This window comes from Streptomyces venezuelae (assembly GCF_008642355.1).
Lineage (GTDB): Bacteria > Actinomycetota > Actinomycetes > Streptomycetales > Streptomycetaceae > Streptomyces > Streptomyces venezuelae_B.
This window is the reverse complement of the sequence record NZ_CP029193.1, coordinates 1,869,931-1,892,682: the sequence shown is the minus strand read 5'-3', so window position 1 is coordinate 1,892,682 and position 22,752 is coordinate 1,869,931. Positions and strand designations below refer to the sequence as shown.

The 22,752-nt window shown below is 71.8% G+C and carries 23 protein-coding genes; 12 read left to right on the top strand and 11 right to left on the bottom strand.

All coding sequences use genetic code 11. The features are described 5' to 3' along the window. Nucleotides 1-7: 7 nt before the first annotated feature. Nucleotides 8-805, top strand: a complete 798-nt coding sequence (locus DEJ47_RS08815; RefSeq protein ID WP_150166588.1) for an SAM-dependent methyltransferase — start codon at nt 8-10, stop codon at nt 803-805. A gap of 37 nt (nt 806-842) precedes the next feature. Here DEJ47_RS08815 and DEJ47_RS08810 read toward each other — a convergent pair whose 3' ends face one another. Both DEJ47_RS08810 and DEJ47_RS08805 read right to left on the bottom strand, forming a co-directional pair. After that, nucleotides 843-1,322, bottom strand: a complete 480-nt coding sequence (locus DEJ47_RS08810) for a DUF1772 domain-containing protein (RefSeq protein WP_150166585.1) — start codon at nt 1,320-1,322, stop codon at nt 843-845. Nucleotides 1,323-1,494: 172 nt separating this feature from the next. After that, complete coding sequence (locus DEJ47_RS08805) at nt 1,495-2,223, bottom strand: DUF2293 domain-containing protein (protein WP_150166583.1); 729 nt, start codon at nt 2,221-2,223, stop codon at nt 1,495-1,497. 68 nt (nt 2,224-2,291) lie between these two features. On the opposite strand from DEJ47_RS08805, the gene DEJ47_RS08800 reads away from it, so the two are divergent. Continuing rightward, a complete protein-coding gene (locus tag DEJ47_RS08800; RefSeq protein ID WP_150166581.1) occupies nt 2,292-2,933 on the top strand; it encodes a uridine kinase in 642 nt (213 codons plus the stop codon). 112 nt (nt 2,934-3,045) lie between these two features. Then, a complete protein-coding gene (locus DEJ47_RS08795; protein WP_150166579.1) occupies nt 3,046-3,465 on the top strand; it encodes a CBS domain-containing protein in 420 nt (139 codons plus the stop codon). Nucleotides 3,466-3,499: 34 nt separating this feature from the next. Here the strand turns inward: DEJ47_RS08795 and DEJ47_RS08790 are convergent, their stop codons facing one another. Beyond that, nucleotides 3,500-4,645, bottom strand: coding sequence for a magnesium and cobalt transport protein CorA (locus tag DEJ47_RS08790; protein ID WP_150166577.1), 1,146 nt, complete (start codon nt 4,643-4,645; stop codon nt 3,500-3,502). A 146-nt stretch (nt 4,646-4,791) separates the two neighbouring features. Here DEJ47_RS08790 and DEJ47_RS08785 point away from each other — a divergent pair, with 146 nt between their 5' ends. After that, nucleotides 4,792-5,640, top strand: a complete 849-nt coding sequence (locus DEJ47_RS08785) for a methyltransferase domain-containing protein (protein ID WP_150166575.1) — start codon at nt 4,792-4,794, stop codon at nt 5,638-5,640. A gap of 38 nt (nt 5,641-5,678) precedes the next feature. Here DEJ47_RS08785 and DEJ47_RS08780 read toward each other — a convergent pair whose 3' ends face one another. Both DEJ47_RS08780 and DEJ47_RS08775 read right to left on the bottom strand, forming a co-directional pair. Next, nucleotides 5,679-6,614, bottom strand: coding sequence for a carbohydrate kinase family protein (locus DEJ47_RS08780; RefSeq protein ID WP_150166573.1), 936 nt, complete (start codon nt 6,612-6,614; stop codon nt 5,679-5,681). Next, nucleotides 6,611-7,516, bottom strand: coding sequence for a pseudouridine-5'-phosphate glycosidase (locus DEJ47_RS08775; RefSeq protein WP_150166571.1), 906 nt, complete (start codon nt 7,514-7,516; stop codon nt 6,611-6,613). The genes DEJ47_RS08780 and DEJ47_RS08775 overlap by 4 nt, the downstream gene beginning before the upstream one ends. 109 nt (nt 7,517-7,625) lie before the next feature. Between DEJ47_RS08775 and DEJ47_RS08770 the strand changes: the two genes are divergently transcribed. Beyond that, on the top strand, nt 7,626-7,991 hold the full coding sequence (locus tag DEJ47_RS08770) for a cupin domain-containing protein (protein ID WP_150166569.1): 366 nt from the start codon (nt 7,626-7,628) through the stop codon (nt 7,989-7,991). Nucleotides 7,992-8,012: 21 nt separating this feature from the next. Here DEJ47_RS08770 and DEJ47_RS08765 read toward each other — a convergent pair whose 3' ends face one another. The 3 genes from DEJ47_RS08765 to DEJ47_RS08755 form a co-directional block, all read right to left on the bottom strand. Next, nucleotides 8,013-9,275 (bottom strand): MFS transporter, encoded by a 1,263-nt coding sequence (locus DEJ47_RS08765; protein WP_150166567.1) that lies wholly within the window; start codon nt 9,273-9,275, stop codon nt 8,013-8,015. Nucleotides 9,276-9,375: 100 nt separating this feature from the next. Next, the gene (locus DEJ47_RS08760) at nt 9,376-9,933 is read right to left on the bottom strand and encodes a methylated-DNA--[protein]-cysteine S-methyltransferase (RefSeq protein WP_150166565.1); all 558 of its coding nucleotides are present in this window, start codon (nt 9,931-9,933) and stop codon (nt 9,376-9,378) included. A gap of 67 nt (nt 9,934-10,000) precedes the next feature. Then, nucleotides 10,001-10,891 (bottom strand): glycerophosphodiester phosphodiesterase, encoded by an 891-nt coding sequence (locus DEJ47_RS08755; RefSeq protein ID WP_150166563.1) that lies wholly within the window; start codon nt 10,889-10,891, stop codon nt 10,001-10,003. Between the two features lie 275 nt (nt 10,892-11,166). Here DEJ47_RS08755 and DEJ47_RS08750 point away from each other — a divergent pair, with 275 nt between their 5' ends. The 6 genes from DEJ47_RS08750 (at nt 11,167) to DEJ47_RS08725 (ending at nt 19,509) form a co-directional block, all read left to right on the top strand. Continuing rightward, nucleotides 11,167-12,051, top strand: a complete 885-nt coding sequence (locus DEJ47_RS08750) for an MHYT domain-containing protein (protein ID WP_150166561.1) — start codon at nt 11,167-11,169, stop codon at nt 12,049-12,051. Between the two features lie 99 nt (nt 12,052-12,150). Continuing rightward, complete coding sequence (gene uvrB / locus DEJ47_RS08745) at nt 12,151-14,304, top strand: excinuclease ABC subunit UvrB (RefSeq protein WP_150166559.1); 2,154 nt, start codon at nt 12,151-12,153, stop codon at nt 14,302-14,304. 203 nt (nt 14,305-14,507) lie between these two features. Further along, on the top strand, nt 14,508-15,086 hold the full coding sequence (locus tag DEJ47_RS08740; protein ID WP_150166557.1) for a TerD family protein: 579 nt from the start codon (nt 14,508-14,510) through the stop codon (nt 15,084-15,086). A gap of 44 nt (nt 15,087-15,130) precedes the next feature. Beyond that, nucleotides 15,131-17,083: a TerD family protein gene (locus DEJ47_RS08735; RefSeq protein ID WP_150166555.1), complete on the top strand. Its 1,953-nt coding sequence runs from the start codon at nt 15,131-15,133 to the stop codon at nt 17,081-17,083. Between the two features lie 251 nt (nt 17,084-17,334). Further along, nucleotides 17,335-18,333 (top strand): TerC family protein, encoded by a 999-nt coding sequence (locus DEJ47_RS08730; protein ID WP_150166553.1) that lies wholly within the window; start codon nt 17,335-17,337, stop codon nt 18,331-18,333. Nucleotides 18,334-18,408: 75 nt separating this feature from the next. After that, nucleotides 18,409-19,509, top strand: coding sequence for a calcium:proton antiporter (locus DEJ47_RS08725; RefSeq protein ID WP_150166550.1), 1,101 nt, complete (start codon nt 18,409-18,411; stop codon nt 19,507-19,509). Here DEJ47_RS08725 and DEJ47_RS08720 read toward each other — a convergent pair. Beyond that, nucleotides 19,499-20,791: an MFS transporter gene (locus DEJ47_RS08720; protein WP_190415336.1), complete on the bottom strand. Its 1,293-nt coding sequence runs from the start codon at nt 20,789-20,791 to the stop codon at nt 19,499-19,501. The two genes, DEJ47_RS08725 and DEJ47_RS08720, sit on opposite strands and share 11 nt — an antisense overlap. A 102-nt stretch (nt 20,792-20,893) precedes the next feature. On the opposite strand from DEJ47_RS08720, the gene aroQ reads away from it, so the two are divergent. Further along, a complete protein-coding gene (aroQ, locus tag DEJ47_RS08715) occupies nt 20,894-21,358 on the top strand; it encodes a type II 3-dehydroquinate dehydratase (protein WP_150166548.1) in 465 nt (154 codons plus the stop codon). A 16-nt stretch (nt 21,359-21,374) separates the two neighbouring features. On the opposite strand, the gene DEJ47_RS08710 is transcribed toward aroQ, so the two are convergent. Continuing rightward, nucleotides 21,375-22,031: an MBL fold metallo-hydrolase gene (locus tag DEJ47_RS08710; RefSeq protein WP_150166546.1), complete on the bottom strand. Its 657-nt coding sequence runs from the start codon at nt 22,029-22,031 to the stop codon at nt 21,375-21,377. 10 nt (nt 22,032-22,041) lie between these two features. Then, on the bottom strand, nt 22,042-22,725 hold the full coding sequence (locus tag DEJ47_RS08705; protein WP_150166544.1) for a maleylpyruvate isomerase family mycothiol-dependent enzyme: 684 nt from the start codon (nt 22,723-22,725) through the stop codon (nt 22,042-22,044). Nucleotides 22,726-22,752 lie beyond the last annotated feature (27 nt).

Below are 22,752 nucleotides of genomic sequence, written 5' to 3'. Positions count from 1 at the left end.
AGTTCGCATGACCGACTCGTCGTACATCGACACCAGCAAGCCGCACCCCGCACGGATGTACGACTGGTTCCTCGGGGGCAAGGACAACTACCCCGTGGACGAGGAGATGGGGCGGCAGCTCGTCGCGATGGACGGACGGGTCCTGACGACGGCGCGCGCCAACCGCGCGTTCATGCAGCGAGCCACGCGCTGGCTCGCCTCCCAGGGGGTACGGCAGTTCCTGGACATCGGCACCGGCATACCGACCGAGCCGAACCTCCACCAGATCGCCCAGGGGATCGCCCCCGAGTCCCGGATCGTCTACTGCGACAACGATCCCATCGTCCTCGCCCACGCGGAGGCGTTGCTGCGCTCGACGCCGCAGGGCGTCACCGAGTACATCCAGGCGGACTTCCGTGAGCCGGAGAGGATCCTGGACGAGGCCTCGAAGGTCCTGGACCTCGAACGGCCCGTGGCCCTGTGCCTGGTCGCGCTGCTGCACTTCATCGCGGACGAGGACGGCGCGTACGACCTGGTGGACCGGCTGATGCGGGCGCTGCCCGCCGGCAGCCACCTGATGCTGTCGCACGGCACGTCCGACTTCACCCCGGAGACGGCGAAGCAGGCCGGCGAGCTCTACAAGGCACGCGGCATGACGCTGGCACTGCGCACGCAGGCCGAGGTGGAACGCTTCTTCGAGGGTTACGAGCTGGTGATGCCCGGCGTGTCGGTGCTCGACCGCTGGAAGCCGGAACTGGGCGAGTGGACACCGGAGTCGGAGGAGGGTCCCACGCCGGGGTACGGGGCGGTGGCGCGGAAGCCCTGAGGGGCCCGTTCTTCCGGTATTCCGGTCACCGGCCGGGTCAGGTCAGCGCGAGGATGAAGGCCGCCGTCGCGGCGAGCGAGGCGCCGGTGCGGACGTGGTTCCACAGGGTCCACTCACGGACGTACGTGCGCCAGTACGCGGCGCCCTCCGCGCTGTCCGGGTCCACCTTCGCGAGGGCGTCGTTGCGGGGAACGTTCGCCACGACGGTCACCCCGAACGAGCCGACGACGTGGAGCGCGCTGCCGAGCAGCAGCTCGACGGTGCCCTCCTCGGGCCAGAGAACGAAGGTCACGACGGCAAGCACCGCACAGAGCCCGGTCGCGCCGAGGAACACGGCCATGAAGGCGGGGGCGACCGCGGCGACGTTGATGCGGTTCATCGCGGCGATGCCCTGGGCCGGGGGCAGCGCGGCGAGACCCCGCATCACGAAGGTCGAGAACGCGGCGAAGACTCCGGCGGCGAGGCCGCAGGCGAGCGCCCCGAGCACGGTGAGCACGAAGTACGGTCCGGCGATCATGACAACTCCCGTGAGCCTTGGGCGGTTGCGGCGGGTGGTGGGCGGGGCGAGTGATCCTGCAGGCTTCACCCCGCCACCACAAGTCAATTGCCGCGGGGCCACGGAGGCCATACGCGACGCTCGCGGCCGCATGCGCCGTCGTCTCGCACGGTCCGGGACGACGGTGCGCGTCTCACGGCTCGCGCCAGGCGCGCAGGGTCGACTCGACCGCCGCGGCGATCCGTCGCCGCGCCTGCCCGCGAGGCACTCCGCTCATCAGCAACTGGTCGTAGGGCGTCGCCGTGTGGCGTACCGCCGCCACGACGGCCGCCGTCACCGCTCCCTTCGACAGGGCCCGCCCCGCCGCGCTGCGCCCTACCCGGCCACTGCCCCGCACCGACGCGTGCGCGGCGATGGCGTGGGCGCGGTCCAGGGGGCAGCCGGGGAAGAGCCGGTGGATCTCCGCGGCGAACGCCTCAGTGAACCGGACGTCCTCCGCGGCCCGGCGCGCCGCGTCCCTGGCCCGGCGGCGCGCCCGTGCCTCCGCGTCCGCGAGACAGCGCCGCTCGGCACGGGCCAGCGCGGCCTCCTCGACGAGGACGCCCTGCCGCTCGTGCCGGCCGCGGCGCCGGTGGAAGCGGACCACGACCGCCGAGAGCCCGCTGTCCTCGCGGGCCCGCCGGGTCAGCGCGGTGTCGCCACGCGGCAGATACACGAGGTGCCCGAGGTCGGCACAGTCCAGGCAGCGCGGTTCGCCGCCCTCCAGGGCGAGCATCGCGAGCGGCCCTGCGCCGCACTCCGCGCAGCGCCGCCGCTTCAAGGGCTGGACCACCAGGGGACCGGCGGAGTCGGGCGCGGCGGCGGCGTCGCGTGGGGCGGCGGGGTCGCGTGGGGCGACGGAACGACCGGGTGGGCTCGCCATGTCCTGTTCATCCCCGGCACCGCTCCCCGCGAAGCCGCGCCGCCGTCACCGCGCGGCATCATGGGCCCGTGCGACTCGAACCGATCACCTGGGAACGACTGGCCGACACGCTGGCCGACCGCCTGCTCGGCCTGAAGACGGCCGACGGGGGCTCCTGGCCGCGCGTCGCCGTCGACGGGGCGCCGGCCGACGGCGCGGGCGGCACCGGCGAACTGGCGCACCGGGTGGCCGATGCCCTGCGGCTGCGCGGGCGGAGCGCCCTGGTGGTCGGCACGGAGGGCTTCCTGCGGCCCGCGTCGCTGCGGTTCGAGTACGGCCACGAGGACGTGGAGGCCTACTACAGCGGCTGGTTCGACACCGGCGCGCTGTGGCGCGAGGTCTTCGGGCCGCTGGACCCCGGCGGCTCGGGGCGGGTCCTGCCCGACCTGTGGGACCCGGTGGCGGACCGGGCGACCCGCAGCCCGTACCTGGAGCTGCCGCCGGGCGGCGTGCTGTTGCTGCACGGCCCGCTGCTCCTCGGCCACTGGTTCCCGTTCGACCTGACCCTGCACGTGCGGCTCTCGCCGGGCGCCCTGGCGCGGCGCACGCCGGAGGGCGAGCGGTGGAAACTCCCCGCGTTCGAGCGGTACGAGTCGGAGGTCGACCCCGCGGCGACGGCGGATGTGGTCGTCCGCGCGGACGACCCGCGGCACCCGGCGTGGCGGGGATGAGAGCGGGACTCCGGATGCGTGACCTTCCGGCCACCGGGACAATGGACGGGGCCGGGACCAGGCGAGCCCTCGCGTCGCCGTACCGGACACTGCCCGGCAACGGGAGGTAGAGATGACCACCGCCGGAGACATCATGCACCGGGGCGCCCGGTGGATCCCCGAACACGAGACCCTGGACCGCGCCGCACAGCTGATGAGCGAACTCGACGTGGGCGCCCTGCCCATCAGCGACGAGAACGAACGGCTCTGCGGCATCCTCACCGACCGCGACATCGTCGTCGGCTGTGTGGCCAAGGGCCACGACCCGTCCCGGACCACCGCGGGCGAGATGGCCAAGGGCACCCCGCGCTGGATCGACGCGGGCGCCGATGTCGGCGAGGTCCTGCGGGAGATGCAGGGCCACCGGATCCGCCGACTGCCGGTGATCGAGAACAAGCGGCTCGTCGGCATGATCAGCGAGGCCGACCTGGCCGTTCACCTCACCGACGACCAGCTCGCGGGCTGGGTCGAGAGCGTGTACGCCAAGGGGTGAGCGGCGACTCTCATGAGGGGGCGGGAGGTCCGCCTCAGAGCCAGCCGTTCCTCCGGAAGCCCCGGTACAGCGCCACACAGGCCACGGTGATCAGGGACATCGCCAGCGGATAGCCGAACCGCCAGTGCAGCTCCGGCATGTGGTCGAAGTTCATGCCGTACATGCCGCACACCATGGTCGGCACCGCGATGACCGCCGCCCATGCCGTGATCTTCCGCATGTCCTCGTTCTGCGCGACCGTCACCTGGGCCAGATGGGCCTGGAGGATCGAGTTCAGCAACTCGTCGAAGGCGGCGATCTGTTCGGTGGCCCGCTTCAGGTGGTCGTCGACGTCCCGGAAGTACGCCTGTATCTCCGGGGCGATGACGCGCATCGGCTGGGTGGCGAGGATCTGGAGCGGGCGGCCGAGCGGCACCACCGCCCGCTTCAGTTCGAGGAGTTCGCGCTTGAGCTGGTAGATGCGGCCGGGGTCGGTCCGGGCGCCGTCCGGTGCGAACACGTCGGTCTCGACCTGGTCGATGTCCGCCTGCACGGCGTCCGTCGCCGCGAGGTAGCCGTCCACGACGTGGTCCGCGAGGGCGTGCAGCACCGCGGCCGGGCCCTGGGCGAGCTGCTCGGGCGAGGACTCCAGCTCCTCGCGCATCGGTCCGAGCGAGCCGTGCCTGCCGTGCCGGACCGTGATGACGAAGTCCCGGCCGACGAAGACCATGATCTCGCCGGTGTCCACCACCTCGCTGGTCGCGGTCAGTTCGGTGTGCTCCACGTAGCAGACCGTCTTGAAGACGGCGAACAGCGTCTGGTCGTACCGCTCCACCTTCGGGCGCTGGTGGGCGTGGACGGCGTCCTCGACGGCGAGGGGGTGCAGGCCGAAGAGGTCGGCGATGTCGGCGAACTCGTCCTCCGTCGGCTCGTGCAGCCCCAGCCAGACGAAGCCGTCGCCGGTCTTGCGGATGCGCTCCACCGACTCGACCAGGTCGCGTCCGGGCGGCTGGCGCACCCCCTCCCGGTACGTCACGCAGTTCACCACGGACGAGCCCAGCGGGGAGCGGGCCGGGTGGCTCAGATCGACACGTGCGCCGCGGCGGGCCAGCCGCGCGACCTTCCGGAGGCCGCCGACCCCGCGCAGGCCGCCGACCTTGCGCAGGCTGGTCACCTTGCGCAGATTGCCTGCCATCGACATGTGGGCTCCTCGCACCGACGATTGGCGTGCCAGTCTGCCAGTACGGTCCGACGGCACGCCAAGGCCTGGGGGAACGGATGACTCCGTTCCGGATTGTCCGGTTCTGCCTCCCGAGGGCAAGCGGGACAACTGGGATGATTTGCGACATGACGCGAATCGACGGTCATCTCCTCGACCCCCGGCAGTACTCAGGTCCCCGTGCCCTCTCCGACCACCGTCAACTCCTGGACTCCCGATCGTCCGGGGCGCGGTCGTGCTCGGACGCCTTCGCCGCGCTCTTCGACGCCACGACCTTCGGCCACATGGAACGCCTCGGCATCGGGCCGGGCTGGCGCTGTTGGGAGGTCGGAGCGGGCGGCACGTCCGTGATCTCCTGGCTCGCCAAGCGGGTCGGGCCCACGGGACGGGTCCTCGCCACCGACATCGACATCTCCTGGCAGACGCGTGCCGCGCGCTCGCCCCTGGAGGTGCGGATCCACGACATCGCGGCGGACCCGCCACCCGCCGGCGGCTTCGACCTCGTGCACGCGCGGCTCGTCCTCGCCGACGTGTCCGACCGGGAACGGGCGCTGGCGTCGATGCTCAGGGCGCTGCGCCCCGGCGGCAGGCTCCTCGTCGAGGAGCCCGACTTCGCGCTCCAGCCGCTGGCCTGCCCCGACGAGTACGGTCCCGCCCAGGAGGCGGCGAACCGGCTGCGCCACGGGGTGCACGCACTGCTCACGGAGCGGGGCACGGACCTCGCGTACGGACGCCGGCTGCCGCGTCTCCTGCGCGACGCGGGCCTGCGCCAGGTGGCGTCCGACGTCTACTTCCCCCTCGCCTCCCCGGCTGCCGCGGCCCTGGAGACGGCGACGCTCCAGGACCTGCGCGCGGACCTCACCGCGGCGGGCCTGGCCTCACCCGAGGACATCGATCACCACGTGTCGACGGTGGCGACAGGCACCTTGGACCTGGCGACGGCGCCGCTGGTCTCGGCCTGGGGCAGGAAGGCGTAAGGGCGCGGAGAGGGGAGCCCCTCGGGGCGGTGCGGGGGCTACGTTCCCGACGCCCGGTCCGGGGGTCTGCCGCCGGTCAGCCGCACCGCTCGGGCCCCCGCGTCGCATCCCTCCGCCACCGCCTCGCCCAGACCCGCCCCGGCCAGACGTGCCGCCAGGAACGCGCCGGTGAAGGCATCGCCCGCCCCCGTCGTGTCGCGGGCCCGGACAGGGGGAGCGGGGACGCGGTGCAGCACCTCGCCGTTCCGGGCCACCAGGGCTCCCTCCGCGCCCAGTTTGACGACCACGGCCGGGAAGCGGTGGCTCAGCTTCGATGCCGCGTCCGCCGGGTCGGGCAGGCCGGTGAGCAGTTCCGCCTCGTCCCGGCTGGGGAGCAGGACCGCCACCCCGTCCACCGCCGACAAGAACCGTTCCGGGCCCGTCTCCGCGAGGAACCCCGCCGACGCGGGATCCACGCTCACCGGCACGCCACGCGCGTGGGCCGCCGACAGCGCCGCGCGGGCGGCCGCCCGGCCCGGCTCCGCGAAGAACAGATGGCCGGAGAGGTGCAGCAGGGCCACGCCGTCGAGGTCCCGGGGCGACCAGTCGGCGGGGGAGAGGCGCAGCGCGGCACCGCTGTCCGTGAGGAACGTCCGCTCCGCCGCGGCGCTCCCGTCCACCAGACAGATCACCGCCCCCGTCGGCGCCTGCGCGTCGACGACGAGCCGGGACCGTACCCCCGCGCGCGTGAGAGCCGTTTCGTGCCATGCCGCCGAGTCGGCGCCGACCCGGCCGACGAGCCGTACGTCGGGACAGCCCCGATACGCGGCCCAGCACGCCACGTTGGCGCCCGCCCCACCCGGCACGGTACGGATGGCCGCGACCGTGTCGGTGCCCGGCGCGAGCGGGGTACGGTGCCGGGCCACGATGTCGGTGACGACGTCCCCGACGACCAGCAGCGCGCCCGGACCCGCGGTGGCGTCCCCTGCCCTCAACGCGCCGCCCAGGCCGCCGCCACCCGCCCCGCGAGCCGCACGTTGCCGCGGACCGCGGCGAGGTTGGCCTCCAGCGACGCGCCCCCGGTGCGCCGCACCAACTCCCCCAGCAGGAACGGCGTGATCGCCTGCCCCGTGATGCCCCGCTCCTCGCACGCCGCCAGCGCCTCGGCGAGCACGCGCGCGTGGAGTGCTGGATCCAACTGCGCGGCGCGCGGCACCGGGTTGGCCACGACGAGCGCCGAGTCGGGGCCGCCGAGCGCGTCCTGGGCCCGTATCACCTCGGCGACCTCGCCGGGCGTGCGCAGCGTCCAGTCCACCGGATGCCCTGAGTCGGCGAGATAGAAGCCGGGGAAGCGGTCGGTCCCGTACCCCGCGACGGCGACGCCCAGCGTCTCAAGGCGTTCCAGCGTCGCCCCGACGTCCAGGATCGACTTCACGCCCGCGCACACCACCGCGATCCTCGTGCGGGCCAGCAGCCCCAGATCCGCCGACTCGTCCTGGGACTGCGTCCACTGTCGGTGCACCCCGCCGAGCCCGCCCGTGGCGAACACCCGCACGCCCGCGCGCGCGGCGAGCAGCGCCGTCGCCGACACCGTGGTGGCCCCGCTCGCGGCCGTCGCGACGGCGAGGGGCAGATCGCGATGGCCCAGCTTGCGGATGTCCTCGTCGTTCGCGACGCGTTGCAACTGGTCCTTGGTCAGGCCCACGCGCGGGACGCCGTCCAGTACGGCGATCGTCGCGGGTACGGCGCCCTCGTCCCGGACGACCGCTTCGAGCTCCTCGGCCACCTGGAGATTGCGCGGCCGCGGCAGGCCGTGCGCGATGATCGTGGACTCCAGGGCCACCACGGGACGGCGCTCCGCGACCGCCGTCCGCACCTCTTCGGACACCACCAGCACGGGCCTGCCTCCTGCCTGTCGGGTCTCCCTCTGATCCCTGGCGGGCGGCGCCTCCCGTCAAACCCCCGCTGCCGAGGGGCCTCCCGGCCCCGGGCTAGGGTGACCGGCCATGACCACAAATGATCAGACTGTTTCGTCTTTTGCCGTGCACATTCCGGACGTTGAGCTGGAGGTCGAGCCCCTCGATCCGGCGCAGATCGTCTCCGGGGACCCGGTCGTCACCGGCAAGGTGCTCTGGGAGTCCGCCGACGGCAAGCAGCTGCGCGGCATCTGGCAGATCACGCCGGGCGTGGTCACCGACACCGAGGCCAACGAACTCTTCGTGGTCGTCAGTGGCCGCGCCACTGTCGCGGTCGAGGGCGGCGACACCCTGGAGATCGGTCCGGGCGACGCCGCCGTGCTGCGCGAGGGCGACCGCACGACCTGGACGGTGCACGAGACGCTGCGCAAGGCGTACCACATCACGCTTCCGTGACGCGGCGTACGCCATGGCCCCTCACGCCTTCTTGAGGGACCTGCGCACGGCGAGCGCGGCCATCGGCAGCAGCAGGCAGACGCCCACCAGGTTGAGCCAGCCGTAACTGGCGCGCGCGACGATCAGTCCCGCGGCGGCGCCGCCGATGCCCGCCGCCGCGTTCATCGTCAGGTCCGAGAGCCCCTGCACGGCCGCCCGCGCGGGCTGCGGCACCGAGTCGGTGAGCAGCGCCGAGCCGGAGACCAGCCCCGCGGACCAGCCGAGACCCAGCAGGAAGAGCCCGGCGGCGGTCTGGCCATGGCTGGGCCCCGCCGTGCCGGCGAGCAGCGCGGCGCAGCACAACAGCCCCACCGCGAGCCCGATCACGGAGAGCCTGCCGAACCGGTCGGCGAGCCACCCCATCACCGGCGAGAACGCGTACATGCCCGCGATGTGGCCGCTGATGACCAGACCGACCAGTTGCAGGCTCGCCCCGTGGTGCCCGAGGTCGACCGGGGTCATCACCATGATCGAGACCATCACGGTGTGCGAGACCGCCACCGTCACGAGGGCGAGACGCGCCATCGGCGAGGCGGCCACCGCCGCGATGCCGGCCTTCAGCGAGCGGCTCTGCGGGGTCCCGCTCTCCTGCGGCGCCAGCGCGCGGGCCGTGAGCAGCGGATCGGGCCGCAGCAGCACCGCCACCACCACGGCGGCGGCCGCGAAGATCCCGGCGGCGAAGAGGAAGGGCCCCGCCTCCTCGGGGATCGAGGTGTCGGTGAAGACCCGGCTCGCGGGCGCGGAGATGTTCGGCCCGAGGACGGAGCCGACCGTCGTGGCCCAGATGACGTGGGAGATGGCGCGCCCGCGCCGGTCGGGCTCCACGAGGTCGGCCGCGGCGAACCGTGCCTGCAGCGTCGCCAGCGAACCCGCGCCGAAGGCCGCCATGCCGAGCAGCAGCAGCGCGAAGCTCTCGGCGACCGACGCGAGCACGACGAGCCCCGCGCCCAGCGCGCCGATCACGTAGGCGAGGACGAGCCCGGCGCGCCGCCCGCGCGCGTTCATCAGCGCGGCGAGCGGCAGCGAGAGGAGGGCGGTGCCCGCCACGGAGGCCGTCGGCGCGAGCCCGGACAGCGCCTCCGTCCCGCTCACGTCCGTGGCCAGCATCGGGGCCAGGGCGATGCCGATGGGCACGCCCAGGCCGCCCAGGATCTGGCTGGCGATCAGTACCGCGTTCGTGCGGCGTCGCAGGGCGGCGAGCGCCTCCGGGCCGGGTATGTCAGGGGCGTCGACGGTCGAAGTCACTGACGCAGTGTGCCAGGGCGCCCGCACGCCCGGAACAGGGAATTGTCGGACAGGGTTACGTCAGATCGGACGGGGCTACGTCAGATCGGACAGGGTTCCGTCAGAACAGCGGCTGGGGAAGCACCCCCTCCAGGGCGAGCAGTTGCCGCTTGGTCTCCAGGCCGCCCCCGAAGCCGCCGATTCCGCCGTCGCTCTCCACCACGCGGTGGCACGGCACCACGACCGGCAGCGGGTTGGCGCCCATCGCGAGGCCCACGGCCTGGGCCGCGCCCGGACTGCCGACGCGGCGGGCGAGGTCTCCGTAGCCCACCACCGCTCCGTACGGCACGCCTGCCGCGAGTTCGCGCAGCACCTGGCGGTTGAAGCCGGTGACCAGGGACCAGTCGAGCGGCAGCTCGAAGTCGTGCCGCTCGCCCGCGAAGTACTCCCGGAGCTGCGCCTTCGGCCCGGCGAGCAGGGGTGAGTCCGGCGCGTGGACCGGCTCGGCGCCCAGGCGGGAGCCGAGCCGGTCCAGGGTCTTGTCGCGCACCGCCTCCGTGGCGTGGAAGCCCACGGTGACCAGTCCGTCGTCGGTCGCGACGAGCAGCAGCGGGCCGATGTCGCTGTCGACGACGGCCCACACGGCGGCCGTGCGCCCGTCCTGCGCGGTGGGGTTCATGACGACACCGTACGACCGCCCACTGACAACGCCGTCAGTCGCCGTCAGCCGCCGGCGGCCGGCGCGGTCAGCCGTCGCGCAGCGCCTTGCGCACGACGTCCGGCGTGTTGGTGATGATCCCGTCCACGCCGAAGCCCGCGGCCCGCTTGGCGTTCGGGGCGTCGTTCACGGTCCACGTGAAGATCTCCAGCGGCTTGCCGTGCGGGCCCCTGAGCGCGTGGATCGCGGAGACGTACGCGGCCGAGATGGACGTGTGCGTCGAGTTGATCTGGTCGGCGAAGCGCGCGTACGCGGGGAGGTCGGCGACCGAGTGGGTGCCGAGGAAACCGGTCTTCACGTCGGGCCGCAGCTTGTGCACCGTCTTCACACTGTCCGCGCTGAAGCTCTGGATCACCAGCTTGCTCTTCACGTGGTGCTTGTCGAGCCAGCCCTCGTTGCGCAGGATCCGCAGGCCCTGCTTCTCGATGCCGGGGTACAGCTCGGGCTTCTTGAACTCGAAGACCAGCTTCTGGTGGTTGTGGGAGACCCGCCGCATGTACTGCTTCAGGGTGGGCACGCGCTGACCCGCGTACTTCTCGCTGAACCAGCTGCCCGCGTCGAGCTTGGCTATCTCGGCCGCAGTGAAGTCCTTGACCTTCCAGGGGGCGCGGTCGGGGTAGAGCTCCTCGACGTTGGTCGTCCGCTTCAGGGTGTCGTCGTGCATGATCACCAGCTCGCCGTCCTTGGTGCGCTGGACGTCGTTCTCGACCCAGCGGAACCCCATGTCGCGGGCCTTGTCGATGGCCGCGATGGTGTTCTCCGGGGCGTAGGCCGAGGCGCCGCGGTGCGCGACGACCAGCGGCTGGTCGTGTTTGACGGTGCCCGGCGCCGGGGTCTGCGCGGAGGCGGTGGCGGTGGGGAGGACGAGTGCACCGGCTCCCAGGAGGGCAGCGGTGGTGGCGGCAGCACGTGCGTACACGGGTACTCCTCGCGTCGTGTGATCGCGGACGGCTTGAGAGTGACAGTCCACGGCCAACGGGAGACAGGTGCAGGATGGCCACAGGTTGAACGGAGTCGTCAAAGACAAGGACCCCGCGCGTGGGGATGGCGATTCTTTGCCGGAAAATCGTTCGTACGTTCCGGGCTGAGCTTTACTCTCAGCCTCAGCCGACGGCCTTTCAGATGGCCGCCGGACGGGGGTGCATGGAGCGTATTCAGGGCATTTGTTCACGACAGGCGGAAGGGCTACCGGGCATGCAGGGCACGGTCGACGGGTTCAGCTACGGAGTCGTCACGCCGGTGGTGGCCTACCTCATGGCGTGTCTGGGAGGGGCGCTCGGGCTGCGCTGCACGACCAGATCGCTGCTCGTGGAGCACTCCTGGCGGCCCGGCTGGCTGGCACTCGGCTCGGCCGCGATCGGCTCCGGGATCTGGACCATGCACTTCATAGCCATGATGGGCTTCACCGTCGAGGAAGCCCCGATCCACTACGACAAGCCGCTGACCTTCGCGAGTCTCGCCGTCGCCATCGTCATGGTCGGCATCGGGATCTTCATCGTCGGCTACCGCGGCGCGACGGGCACCGCCCTCTTCACCGGCGGGACGATCACCGGACTCGGCGTCGCCACGATGCACTACCTGGGAATGGCCGGTATGCGTCTTCGCGGGACGCTGGAGTACAACACGCTGACCGTCGCCGCGTCCGTGGTGATCGCCATGGTCGCCGCGACCGCCGCGCTCTGGGCGGCCGGGCAGGTCAGGGGGATCCTGTGGAGCCTCGGCGCCAGCCTCGTCATGGGACTGGCCGTGAGCGGCATGCACTACATGGGCATGGCGGGCCTCAGCGTCCATCTGCACGGCTCGGGCGCCGCCCCGCCCGGTGACTCGCCCGCGGAGATCCTCGCGCCCATGATGATCGGCCCGCTCGCCTTCCTGCTCCTCGCCGGGGTCATCGTGATGTTCGACCCGCTCATGGTGATGGGCGGCCAGGCGGACGTCAGGAACCCCGCGAACGGCAACCGCACCCGGCAGGCCTACCCCGTCCCGCGCTCCGGCGACCGGCACGTGCCCGTCTCCCGCCGCAGGACCCGGCCGCGCTCCCGCACCCGCCCCGGCTCCCGCACCCCGCAGAACTGGTGAGGTCGGCCGCACCCGGCGGCGCCCCGCGGGACCGAACCGGGGCGCCGCCGGACGGCCGGTCCCGCCCCGTTGTCAGTGCGGAGTCGTACGGTTGATTCCATGCGGCCCGTATCCAAGATCGAACGCACGGTGGCACCTTTCGAGGTCGTCAGTCCGTACCAGCCCAGCGGCGACCAGCCGACCGCCATCGCCGACCTCGAGCGGCGCATCCGCGCGGGTGAGAAGGATGTCGTCCTGCTCGGCGCGACCGGCACCGGCAAGTCCGCCACCACCGCGTGGATGATCGAGAAGCTCCAGCGCCCCACCCTCGTGATGGCGCCGAACAAGACACTGGCCGCCCAGCTGGCGAACGAGTTCCGTGAGCTCCTGCCGAACAACGCCGTCGAGTACTTCGTCTCGTACTACGACTACTACCAGCCGGAGGCGTACGTTCCGCAGTCGGACACGTACATCGAGAAGGACTCCTCGATCAACGAGGAGGTGGAGCGCCTGCGCCACTCCGCCACGAACTCGCTGCTGACCCGCCGCGACGTGGTCGTGGTCGCCTCCGTCTCCTGCATCTACGGCCTCGGCACCCCGCAGGAGTACGTGGACCGCATGGTCCCCCTCAAGGTCGGCGAGGAGATCGACCGCGACCAGCTCCTGCGCCGCTTCGTCGACATCCAGTACACGCGCAACGACCTGGCGTTCACGCGCGGCACCTTCCGCGTCCGCGGCGACACCATCGAGATCTTCCCGGTCTACGAAGAGCTGGCCGTGCGCATCGAGATGTTCGGCGACGAGATCGAGGCCCTCTCCACCCTGCACCCGCTCACCGGCGAGGTCATCAGCGACGACGACCACCTGTACGTCTTCCCGGCCTCGCACTACGTAGCGGGTCCCGAGCGCCTGGAGAAGGCCGTCACCGGCATCGAGAAGGAGCTCACCGAGCGCCTCGCCGAGCTGGAGAAGCAGGGCAAGATGCTGGAGGCCCAGCGCCTGCGCATGCGCACCACGTACGACCTGGAGATGCTCCGCCAGATCGGCTCCTGCTCCGGCGTCGAGAACTACTCGATGCACTTCGACGACCGCGCCCCCGGCACCGCCCCCAACACCCTCCTCGACTACTTCCCGGAGGACTTCCTCCTGGTCCTCGACGAGTCGCACGTCACGGTCCCGCAGATCGGCGCGATGTACGAGGGCGACGCCTCCCGCAAGCGCACCCTCGTCGACCACGGCTTCCGGCTGCCCTCCGCGCTGGACAACCGCCCCCTGAAGTGGGAGGAGTTCCTCGGCCGCATCGGGCAGACGGTCTACCTCTCGGCGACCCCGGGGAAGTACGAGCTCTCGCGCGGCGACGGCTTCGTCGAGCAGATCATCCGCCCCACCGGCCTCGTCGACCCCGAGGTCGTCGTCAAGCCCACCGAGGGCCAGATCGACGACCTCGTGCACGAGATCCGCACGCGCACCGAGAAGGACGAGCGCGTCCTGGTCACCACCCTCACCAAGAAGATGGCCGAGGACCTCACGGACTACTTCCTGGAGCTCGGCATCCAGGTCCGCTACCTGCACAGCGACGTCGACACCCTGCGCCGCGTGGAGCTCCTGCGCGAACTGCGCGCCGGTGAGTACGACGTCCTGGTCGGCATCAACCTCCTCCGTGAGGGACTCGACCTCCCCGAGGTCTCCCTCGTGGCGATCCTCGACGCCGACAAGGAGGGCTTCCTGCGCTCCGGCACCTCCCTGATCCAGACCATCGGCCGCGCGGCGCGCAACGTGTCCGGCCAGGTCCACATGTACGCCGACAAGATCACTCCGGCGATGGAGAAGGCCATCGACGAGACCAACCGGCGCCGCGAGAAGCAGATCGCGTACAACAAGGAGAAGGGCATCGATCCACAGCCCCTCCGCAAGAAGATCAACGACATCGTGTCGCAGATCGCCCGCGAGGAAGTCGACACCGAGCAGCTCCTCGGCTCCGACTACCGCAAGGCGAAGGCCGGTAAGGCACCGGTGCCCTCGCTCGGCGGCGAGGCGGCCAAGGCGGGCAAGGCCGCCGCGCCCGCCAAGGGCAAGGCGAAGGGCAAGAAGGGCGCCCAGACCGTCCCCACCGACCGGCCCGCCGCCGAACTGGCCGAGCAGATCGACGAGATGACCGAGCGCATGCGCGCGGCCGCCGCCGACCTGCAGTTCGAGATCGCGGCCCGGCTGCGCGACGAGGTGTCGGAGATGAAGAAGGAACTCCGGCAGATGCGGGAGGCGGGCCAGGCCTGATCCCGGTCGGCCCGAGCCCGGCCCGATGCTGTGACGGCAGGGCCTCGGGAACACGTCTGGGGCCCGGGAAACGGCGTACTGCCCGGTCTGTTGCAAAGCCGCCACAAAGTACGGCCCGGACTGCTGCTTCGCAGGTCGGAGTGCATAAGGTGCTGGGCAACCGCAAGAGGCGGTTGCCCAGGCAGTTCGAGAGGGGACAGCGCGTGACGGTCAACATGACCAAGGGTCAGGCCATCAGCCTGCAGAAGGACGACGGGGGCGCCCTGACCGCGGTGCGCATGGGACTGGGGTGGCAGGCGGCTCCGCGCCGCGGTCTGTTCGGCTCGCGGACCCGTGAGGTCGATCTGGACGCCTCGGCGGTGCTGTTCGCCGACAAGCAGCCGGTGGACGTCGTGTTCTTCCGCCACCTGGTGAGCGACGACGGCTCCGTGCGGCACACCGGCGACAACCTCGTGGGCGGCGTCGGCGCGGGCGGGGACGACGAGGCGATCCTCGTCGACCTCCAGCGGATCCCCGTCCACATCGACCAGATCGTCTTCACGGTGAACTCGTTCACCGGCCAGACCTTCCAGGAGGTGCAGAACGCGTTCTGCCGCCTGGTCGACGAGACCAACGGCCAGGAGCTCGCGCGCTACACCCTGGACGGCGGCGGCCAGTACACCGCGCAGATCATGGCGAAGGTCCACCGGGCGGGCGCGGGCTGGCAGATGACGGCCATCGGCACTCCGGCCAACGGCCGCACCTTCCAGGACCTGATGCCGTCGATCCTGCCGCACCTGTAGAGCGCCACAAGCACCATCCGTACGTACAAGGGGGAACGAACGCGATGACGGCCGAGCTGGTGCGGGGGCAGAACCACCCGCTTCCCGGGACCCGTATGGAGATCCGCGTGTCGGCGGGCCGGCCCGTCGTCGCGGGCGCCACACTCGGCGACGACCGGGGCCGGGTCCACGGCGTGGAGTGGGTGGCCCACCCCGGCTCGCCCACCCTGCCGGGCCTCGAGGTGTCCAAGCAGGCGGCCGCCGACCACCGCCTCGCCGTCGACCTCGGCGCCCTCCACGACACCGTGCACCGCGTCAGCGTCCTGCTCGCGCTGCCCGTCGGCGTCGAGGGTCCGGCCACGTTCCGCGCCCTCGCCGCACCCTTCATCGCGGTCACCGGACTCGACGGCACCGAGATCGCCAGCTACACCATCACCGACCTGGACGCCGAGTCCGCCGTCGTCGCCCTGGAGCTCTACCGCCGCCAGGGCGCCTGGAAGGTCCGCGCCGTCGGCCAGGGGTACGCGGGCGGCCTCGCCGACATGCTCACCGACCAGGGCCTGCCCGAGGCCCGCGAGCTGGCAGCCGCCATCAACGAAGCGGTCGCCCGGGGCCTGGCCCGCTCCGTGGCCGCCCCGCCGCCCCGCCCCGCCGAGGGCACCCGCGTGCGCACCGCGTCCCAGGGTCAGGAAGGCCACCCCGCCCCGCCGCCCGAGAGCCACCCCGACGCCGCACCAGGACGCCCCGCGCGGCAGCCGGGCGACGACGCCCCGCTCGCCCCCGCCGACCGGCCGAGCGGCGGCCCCGTCGACTACGCGCACCCGCGCCGCCAGACCACCGCGCCCCCGCCACCAGCGCCCACCGCACCACCGGCCCGCCCCGGGGAACCCGCCCAACCGGTCGCGGGCGACGCCACCGGCTGGTCCATGGAGGAGCGGCTCTACAACCAGGTGTGGGGCATGTTCGAGGATCTGGCCCGCACCACGGCGGCGTACCGCAGCGCCGTCGACTTCGCCGACTCCCGCATGGAGCAGGAGCTCGACAAGGTCCTCTCCGACCCGCGCAGCCGCATCGGCGGCGCGGGTGACGCCGCACGCGAGAGTGCCCGCGCCAAACACGCCGACCTCGTCGCCCGCGCCAGGGCCGCCCTCGACCGCGACCTCGCCCAGCTCGCCGCCGAGGCCGAGGTCGTCGAGCCCGCCCTGCCCCCGGCGTACGCGTCGTGGAGCAGCCCGGCCTGGCACGCCTACCGCGCTCCGATGGAGATCCCGATGGCGCTGCGCCTCGGCGACCTCCACCTGCCCGAGCGCGTCGACCTGCGCATCCCGATGCTCGTCCGGCTGCCCCTGGAGCGCGGCCTGTGGATCGACAGCGGCAAGGCCCTCACCAACTCCTTCACCGACGCCGCCGAGCTGCGCAGGCTGGCCATGGACACCGCCGTCGCGCACGCCGCGCGGCTCCTCGCGGCCTATCCGGCGGGCGAGTTCCAGGTGCACGTCATCGACGCGGCGGGCGCCGCCGCGTCCTCGCTCGCCCCGCTCGTGGAGGCCGGTGTGCTCGCCGGGCCCCCGGCCACCGGGGCGGCGGGCGTCGCGGACGTCCTCGGCGGGCTCACCCAGCGCGTGGACCTGGTCCAGATGGCCGTCCGCGGGGGCGCCGCCGACGCGCTGCCGCCGGACCTGGACATCGCCGAGCAGCTCCTGATCGTCAACGACTTCCCGCACGGCTTCGACGACCGGGCGGTGACGCAGCTGCGCTACCTCGCGGACGAGGGACCGGCCGTCGGCGTCCACCTCATGATGGTCGCCGACCGCGAGGACGCCGCCGCGTACGGCCCGCTGCTCGACCCGCTGTGGCGTGCGCTGCTGCGGCTGACGCCGGTGCCCGACGACCACCTCGCCGACCCCTGGGTCGGGCACACCTGGACGTACGACCCGCCGGTGATCCCGGCGAACAGCCAGATCCTGCGGCAGCTCCTCGACCGGATCGCGGTGGCCAGGCGCAATGGCGGGCGTTGACGTCAAAGCGACTTTTGTACCTCCCTGACCAGGCCTTTTGGTTTTCGTTTGCCGTCTCCTTTACCAATGCTTGGTGTTTCGCGTACGCTTCTACCTGCGGAGGGGAGTACTCCCGGCTGCGACGTACCCGTCAATACGGACCGCCATCGGTCCCGGGGCGTCGGCCCGACACATGGCGGCAACCGCCTCGGGTGGAAGAGACCTCCGGCAGCGACGACGCTGATCAGTAGCCGTACGACGCCGGAGGCGCAGTGGACGTTTCAATGACCCTGTGGGTGACGACCGTTCTCGGTCTGTGTGCCCTGATCGCGGTCGACTTCTTCATCGGGCGCAAGCCCCATGACGTGTCGATCAAGGAAGCCGGAATCTGGACGATCGTCTGGATCGTCCTCGCGGCGCTCTTCGGACTCGGCCTGCTCGTCGCGGGCGAGAGCCAGGCGTCCGGCGAGTTCTTCGCCGGCTTCATCACCGAGAAGTCCCTCTCCGTGGACAACCTCTTCGTCTTCATCCTGATCATGGCGAAGTTCTCGGTCCCCTCCCACCTGCAGCAGCGCGTGCTGCTGTTCGGCGTGCTGATAGCGCTGGTCCTGCGAGCGATCTTCATCGCCGCCGGCGCCGCGGTGATCGCCAACTTCTCGTGGGTCTTCTACATCTTCGGCGCGTTCCTCATCTACACCGCCTGGAAGCTCATCCAGGAGGCCCGCGCCGACGAGGAGGAAGAGGACTGGGAGGAGAACCGTCTCCTGAAGTCCATCGAGAAGAAGTTCGGCGTCTCGGACCGGTACGAGGGCACGAAGCTGTTCGTCAAGAAGAACGGCAAGAAGATCATGACGCCGCTCATGGTCGTCATGCTCGCCATCGGCACCACCGACGTGCTCTTCGCGATGGACTCCATCCCGGCGATCTTCGGCCTCACCCAGGACCCGTACATCGTCTTCACCGCCAACGCCTTCGCCCTGATGGGCCTCCGCCAGCTGTACTTCCTCATCGGCGGACTCCTCAGGAAGCTGGTCCACCTCAGCTACGGCCTGTCGGTGATCCTCGGCTTCATCGGCGTGAAGCTCGTCCTGCACGCCCTGCACGAGAACGGGGTGCACGTCCCCGAGATCTCCATCCCCGTCTCGCTCGGCGTCATCTGCGGCGTCCTGGTGATCACCACGATCACCAGCCTCATCGCCTCCAAGAAGCAGGAGCAGCAGGCCGCCGCCGAGGCCGGGGACGACGCCCGCAAGGACAGCGTCGAGGCCTGACGGCACCCCTCCCGCCCGGCAGCGGGCGGGAGGGACCGAGTAGCGGCACCAGAGCGCCCGGGGCAGCATCGAGTCATGGTCACTCGGCTCCGGGCGCTCGGCACGCAGTGGACGGCCGTGGTGCCCGTCCTCGCCATCGTTCTCCTCGCCCTCACCTGGGGGCGGGACCTGCCCGGCGTGGTGGTCGCCGTGGTGACACTGGTCCTCGCCGGGGCGGTGCTCGCCGCCGTCCACCACGCCGAGGTCATCGCGCACCGCGTCGGCGAGCCCTTCGGCTCACTCGTCCTCGCGGTCGCCGTCACCATCATCGAGGTGGCGCTGATCGTCACCCTCATGGCCGACGGCGGCGACAAGAGCTCCACCCTCGCGCGGGACACCGTCTTCGCCGCCGTGATGATCACCTGCAACGGCATCGTCGGACTCTGCCTCCTGGTGGGCGCGCTCCGCCACCGCGTCGCCGTCTTCAACCCCGAGGGCACCGGCGCCGCCCTCGCCACCGTCGCGACGCTGGCCACGCTCTGCCTGGTCCTGCCGACGTTCACCACCACCAAGCAGGGCCCCGAGTTCTCCACCGCCCAGCTCACCTTCGCCGCGATCGCCTCGATCGTCCTCTACGGCCTCTTCGTGACCACCCAGACCGTGCGGCACCGCGAGTACTTCCTGCCCCTGACCGAAGAGGGCGAGGTCATCGACACCGACGGCCACGCCAAGGGTCCTTCCTCCAAAGCGGCACTGCTGAGCCTGGGGCTGCTCGGGCTCGCGCTGGTCGGAGTGGTCGGCCTGGCCAAGGGCGTGTCCCCGACGATCGAGTCGGGCGTGGAGAGCGCCGGCATGCCGCACGCCGTCGTCGGCGTGATCATCGCGCTGCTCGTACTGCTTCCGGAGACCATCGCGGCCGTGCGCGCCGCCCGCCGCGACCGCGTCCAGACCAGCCTGAACCTCGCCCTCGGCTCGGCGATGGCCAGCATCGGGCTGACCATCCCGGCCGTCGCCGTCGCCTCCGTGTGGCTGTCGGGACCGCTCGTGCTGGGGCTGAGCTCCACCCACATGGTGCTGCTCGCGCTCACCGTCATCGTCGGCACGCTCACGGTCGTGCCCGGACGCGCCACGCCGCTGCAGGGCGGTGTCCACCTGGTGCTGTTCGCGGCGTTCCTGGAACTCGCCGTCACCCCGTAGCGGCGGCCGGGTCGGGGGCCGCTACCGGACGGGTCTCCGGCAGCAGCGCGAAGCAGCCGAGGCTCAGCAGCGCGATGCCCGTCAGATACGCGGCCACACCCCACGGCGTCCCTCCGCCCTGCGCCGCCGCCGTCGCCACGATCGGGGTGAGCGCACCGCCCACCACCCCGCCGAGGTTGTAGCCGACCGCGGCGCCCGTGCACCGCATCCGGGGCTCGTAAAGCTCCGGCAGATACGCGCCGATCACCGCGAACATCGCGATGAACGCGAGCATCGCCACCAGGAACCCGGTGAACATCAGCAGCGGCTGCCCGGTCGAGAGCAGCGCGATCATCGGGAACATCCACAGGGCCGTCGCGGCGCACCCGAACAGGCACAGCGGACGCCGTCCGTAACGGTCCCCGAGCACGGCGACCACCGGCGTCAGGGCGCCCTTCACCACCACCACGGCCATGATGCAGCCGAGCATGACGGTGCGGCTGACGCCGAGTTCCTCCACTCCGTACGAGAGCGACCACGTCGTCACGGCGTAGAACACCGCGTACCCGACCGCCAGTGCGCCCGCCGTGAGCAGCACGAGACGCCAGTGGTCGCGCACCACTTCGGCGAGCGGCACGCGCGCGTGCTCGCGCAGCCCCAGGAAGTCCGGGCTCTCGGCGAGCGAGCTGCGCAGCGCGAGGCCCACCGCCACGAGCAGCCCCGCGATCCAGAACGGCACCCGCCACCCCCAGGCCGCGAACTGCGCCTCGCTGAGCGTCGCGGACAGACCCAGCATGATGCCGTTGGCCAGCAGGAACCCGACCGAGGGGCCGACCTGCGGGAAGCTCGCCCACAGCCCGCGCCGCTCGGCCGGCGCGTGCTCCGCGGTCAGCAGCACGGCACCGCCCCACTCGCCCCCGAGCCCGAGCCCCTGCAGGAACCGAAGGACGAGGAGCAGCACGGGAGCGGCGATCCCGATCGACTCGTACGTGGGCACGCAGCCGACGGCGACCGTGGCGACGCCGGTCAGGAGCAGCGACGCGATGAGGACGGGCCGCCGTCCGTGCCGGTCACCGATGTGCCCGAAGAGGACGGACCCCAGCGGGCGCGCGACGAACCCCACTCCGAAGGTCGCGAACGCGGCGAGAGTTCCCGCGAGCGGCGAGAACGTGGGGAAGAACAGCGGCCCCAGGACCAGAGCGGCCGCTGTCCCGTAGATGAAGAAGTCGTAGAACTCGATGGCGGTCCCGGCGAGCGAGGCGGCCGCGAGACGCGGCAGTGAGGGTGGTGCGGTTCGGTGCATGCCGCGTCAACTACCCACGGTGACCCCCAGTAACGCATCGCGACCAACTCGCGTCGCTGGGGAGTGTGTTCCCGTGCGTGGAGTGCGTGATAGACCTCCCCTATGACGCGCAGCCTCGCCACCGCCCCGATCATGATCCTGAACGGCCCGAACCTGAACCTCCTCGGTCGGCGCCAGCCCGAGATCTACGGCACGGACACCCTCGCCGACGTCGAGGTCCTCTGCGCCAAGGCCGCCGCAGCGCACGGCGGGACCGTGGACCTGCGGCAGAGCAACCACGAGGGCGAGCTGGTCGACTGGATCCAGGAGGCGCGCGAGCACCACGCGGGCATCGTCATCAACCCCGCGGCGTACTCCCACACGTCCGTCGCGATCCTGGACGCCCTCAACACCTGTGATGGCTTGCCGGTGGTGGAGGTGCACATCTCCAACATCCACCAGCGCGAGGCGTTCCGGCACCACAGCTACGTCTCGCAGCGCGCCGACGGCGTCATCGCCGGATGCGGTGTGCAGGGGTACGCGTTCGCGGTGGAGCGGGTGGCGGCGCTGGTGGCCGCCGGGGCGTGACGCGTACCCCTCCGGATCACCAGCCCCGCGCGCGCCACTCGGCGAGGTGCGGCCGCTCGGCGCCGAGCGTCGTGTCGCCGCCGTGGCCGGGGTAGACCCACGTCTCGTCCGGCAGCGCCCCGAAGATCTTCGTCTCCACGTCGTCGATGAGGCTCGCGAAGGCCTTCGGGTCCTTCCACGTGTTGCCGACGCCGCCCGGGAAGAGGCAGTCGCCGGTGAACACGTGCGGGTGGCCGTGCGGGTCGTCGTAGACCAGCGCGATCGAACCCGGGGTGTGGCCCACCAGGTGCCGCGCGGTCAGCGTGACGCGGCCGACCGTGATCGTGTCGCCGTCGTCGACCAGGACGTCCGTCGGGACGGGGATGCCCGTGGCGTCCTCGCGACCCGCGTACGTCCGCGCCCGGGTGGCCCCGACGACGGCCGCGAGGGCCTGCCAGTGGTCGCCGTGCTGATGCGTGGTGACGACGGACGCGATGCCGTCGTCACCGATCAGCGTCAGCAGCGTCTCGGCGTCGTTCGCCGCGTCGATCAGCAGCTGCTCGCCGGTGGCCCGGCAGCGCAACAGGTAGGCGTTGTTGTCCATCGGCCCGACCGCGACCTTCGAAATCATCAGGTCCGGCAGCTCGTGCACATCCGCGGGTCCGCCGACCTTCACCGCTCCGCTGTACGTCATGTCCGCCAGCCTATAGCGGGGGCAGGGCGGGCAGGAGGCCCCCTTCGGCCGTGAGTGCGGTGCCGTCGCGGCGGCCCGCGAGCCAGCCGACCACGTCGGGCGCGGCCCCGGAGACGGTGACTTCGGGGCTGCCCGCCCTACCGGTGCTCCACGCGTGCGTGCCGTCCGTGATCCGGACGGGCGGGACGTCGGGGTTCCCCGAGAAGCGTGCCGTCAGGAAGGCGATCTCCCGCTGCACGAAGTCCACGGGCAGGTCCTCCAGCTCGTACCCGATGCCGAGGTCGACGTGGTGCAGCTCGACCTCGACCCAGCGCCGGAAGGGCACCCGCGCCGCCGTATCCGTGACGCCGTTGCGGAGCTCCACCGTGCGGGACCAGTCGGCGTCCCGCTCGCCCTCCGCCAGGAAGCGGGCGCCGCTCTCGCGCACGTCCGCCAGTTGCGCGTCCAGCGGCCGAGGGGCGTCCCGCTCGATGTCCGCGTCCCTGGCCTGCGCGCTCTCGTACATCGGCCGCCCGGCGAGGACGTTCACCAGCGCGTCCGCGTTCCGCGCGATGTGGGCGAGGACGTGGCCGCGGCTCCAGCAGGGGAGCCGTGACGGCTCGGCAGTCGAATCGTTGTTCAGTTTCGCCGCTGCGCTGAGCAGCCGGTCGGTCGCGTCACGTACAGACGCCAGGTCGCGCACATGATCAATCATGCGGTCGACAATAGCTGCGCCACACGT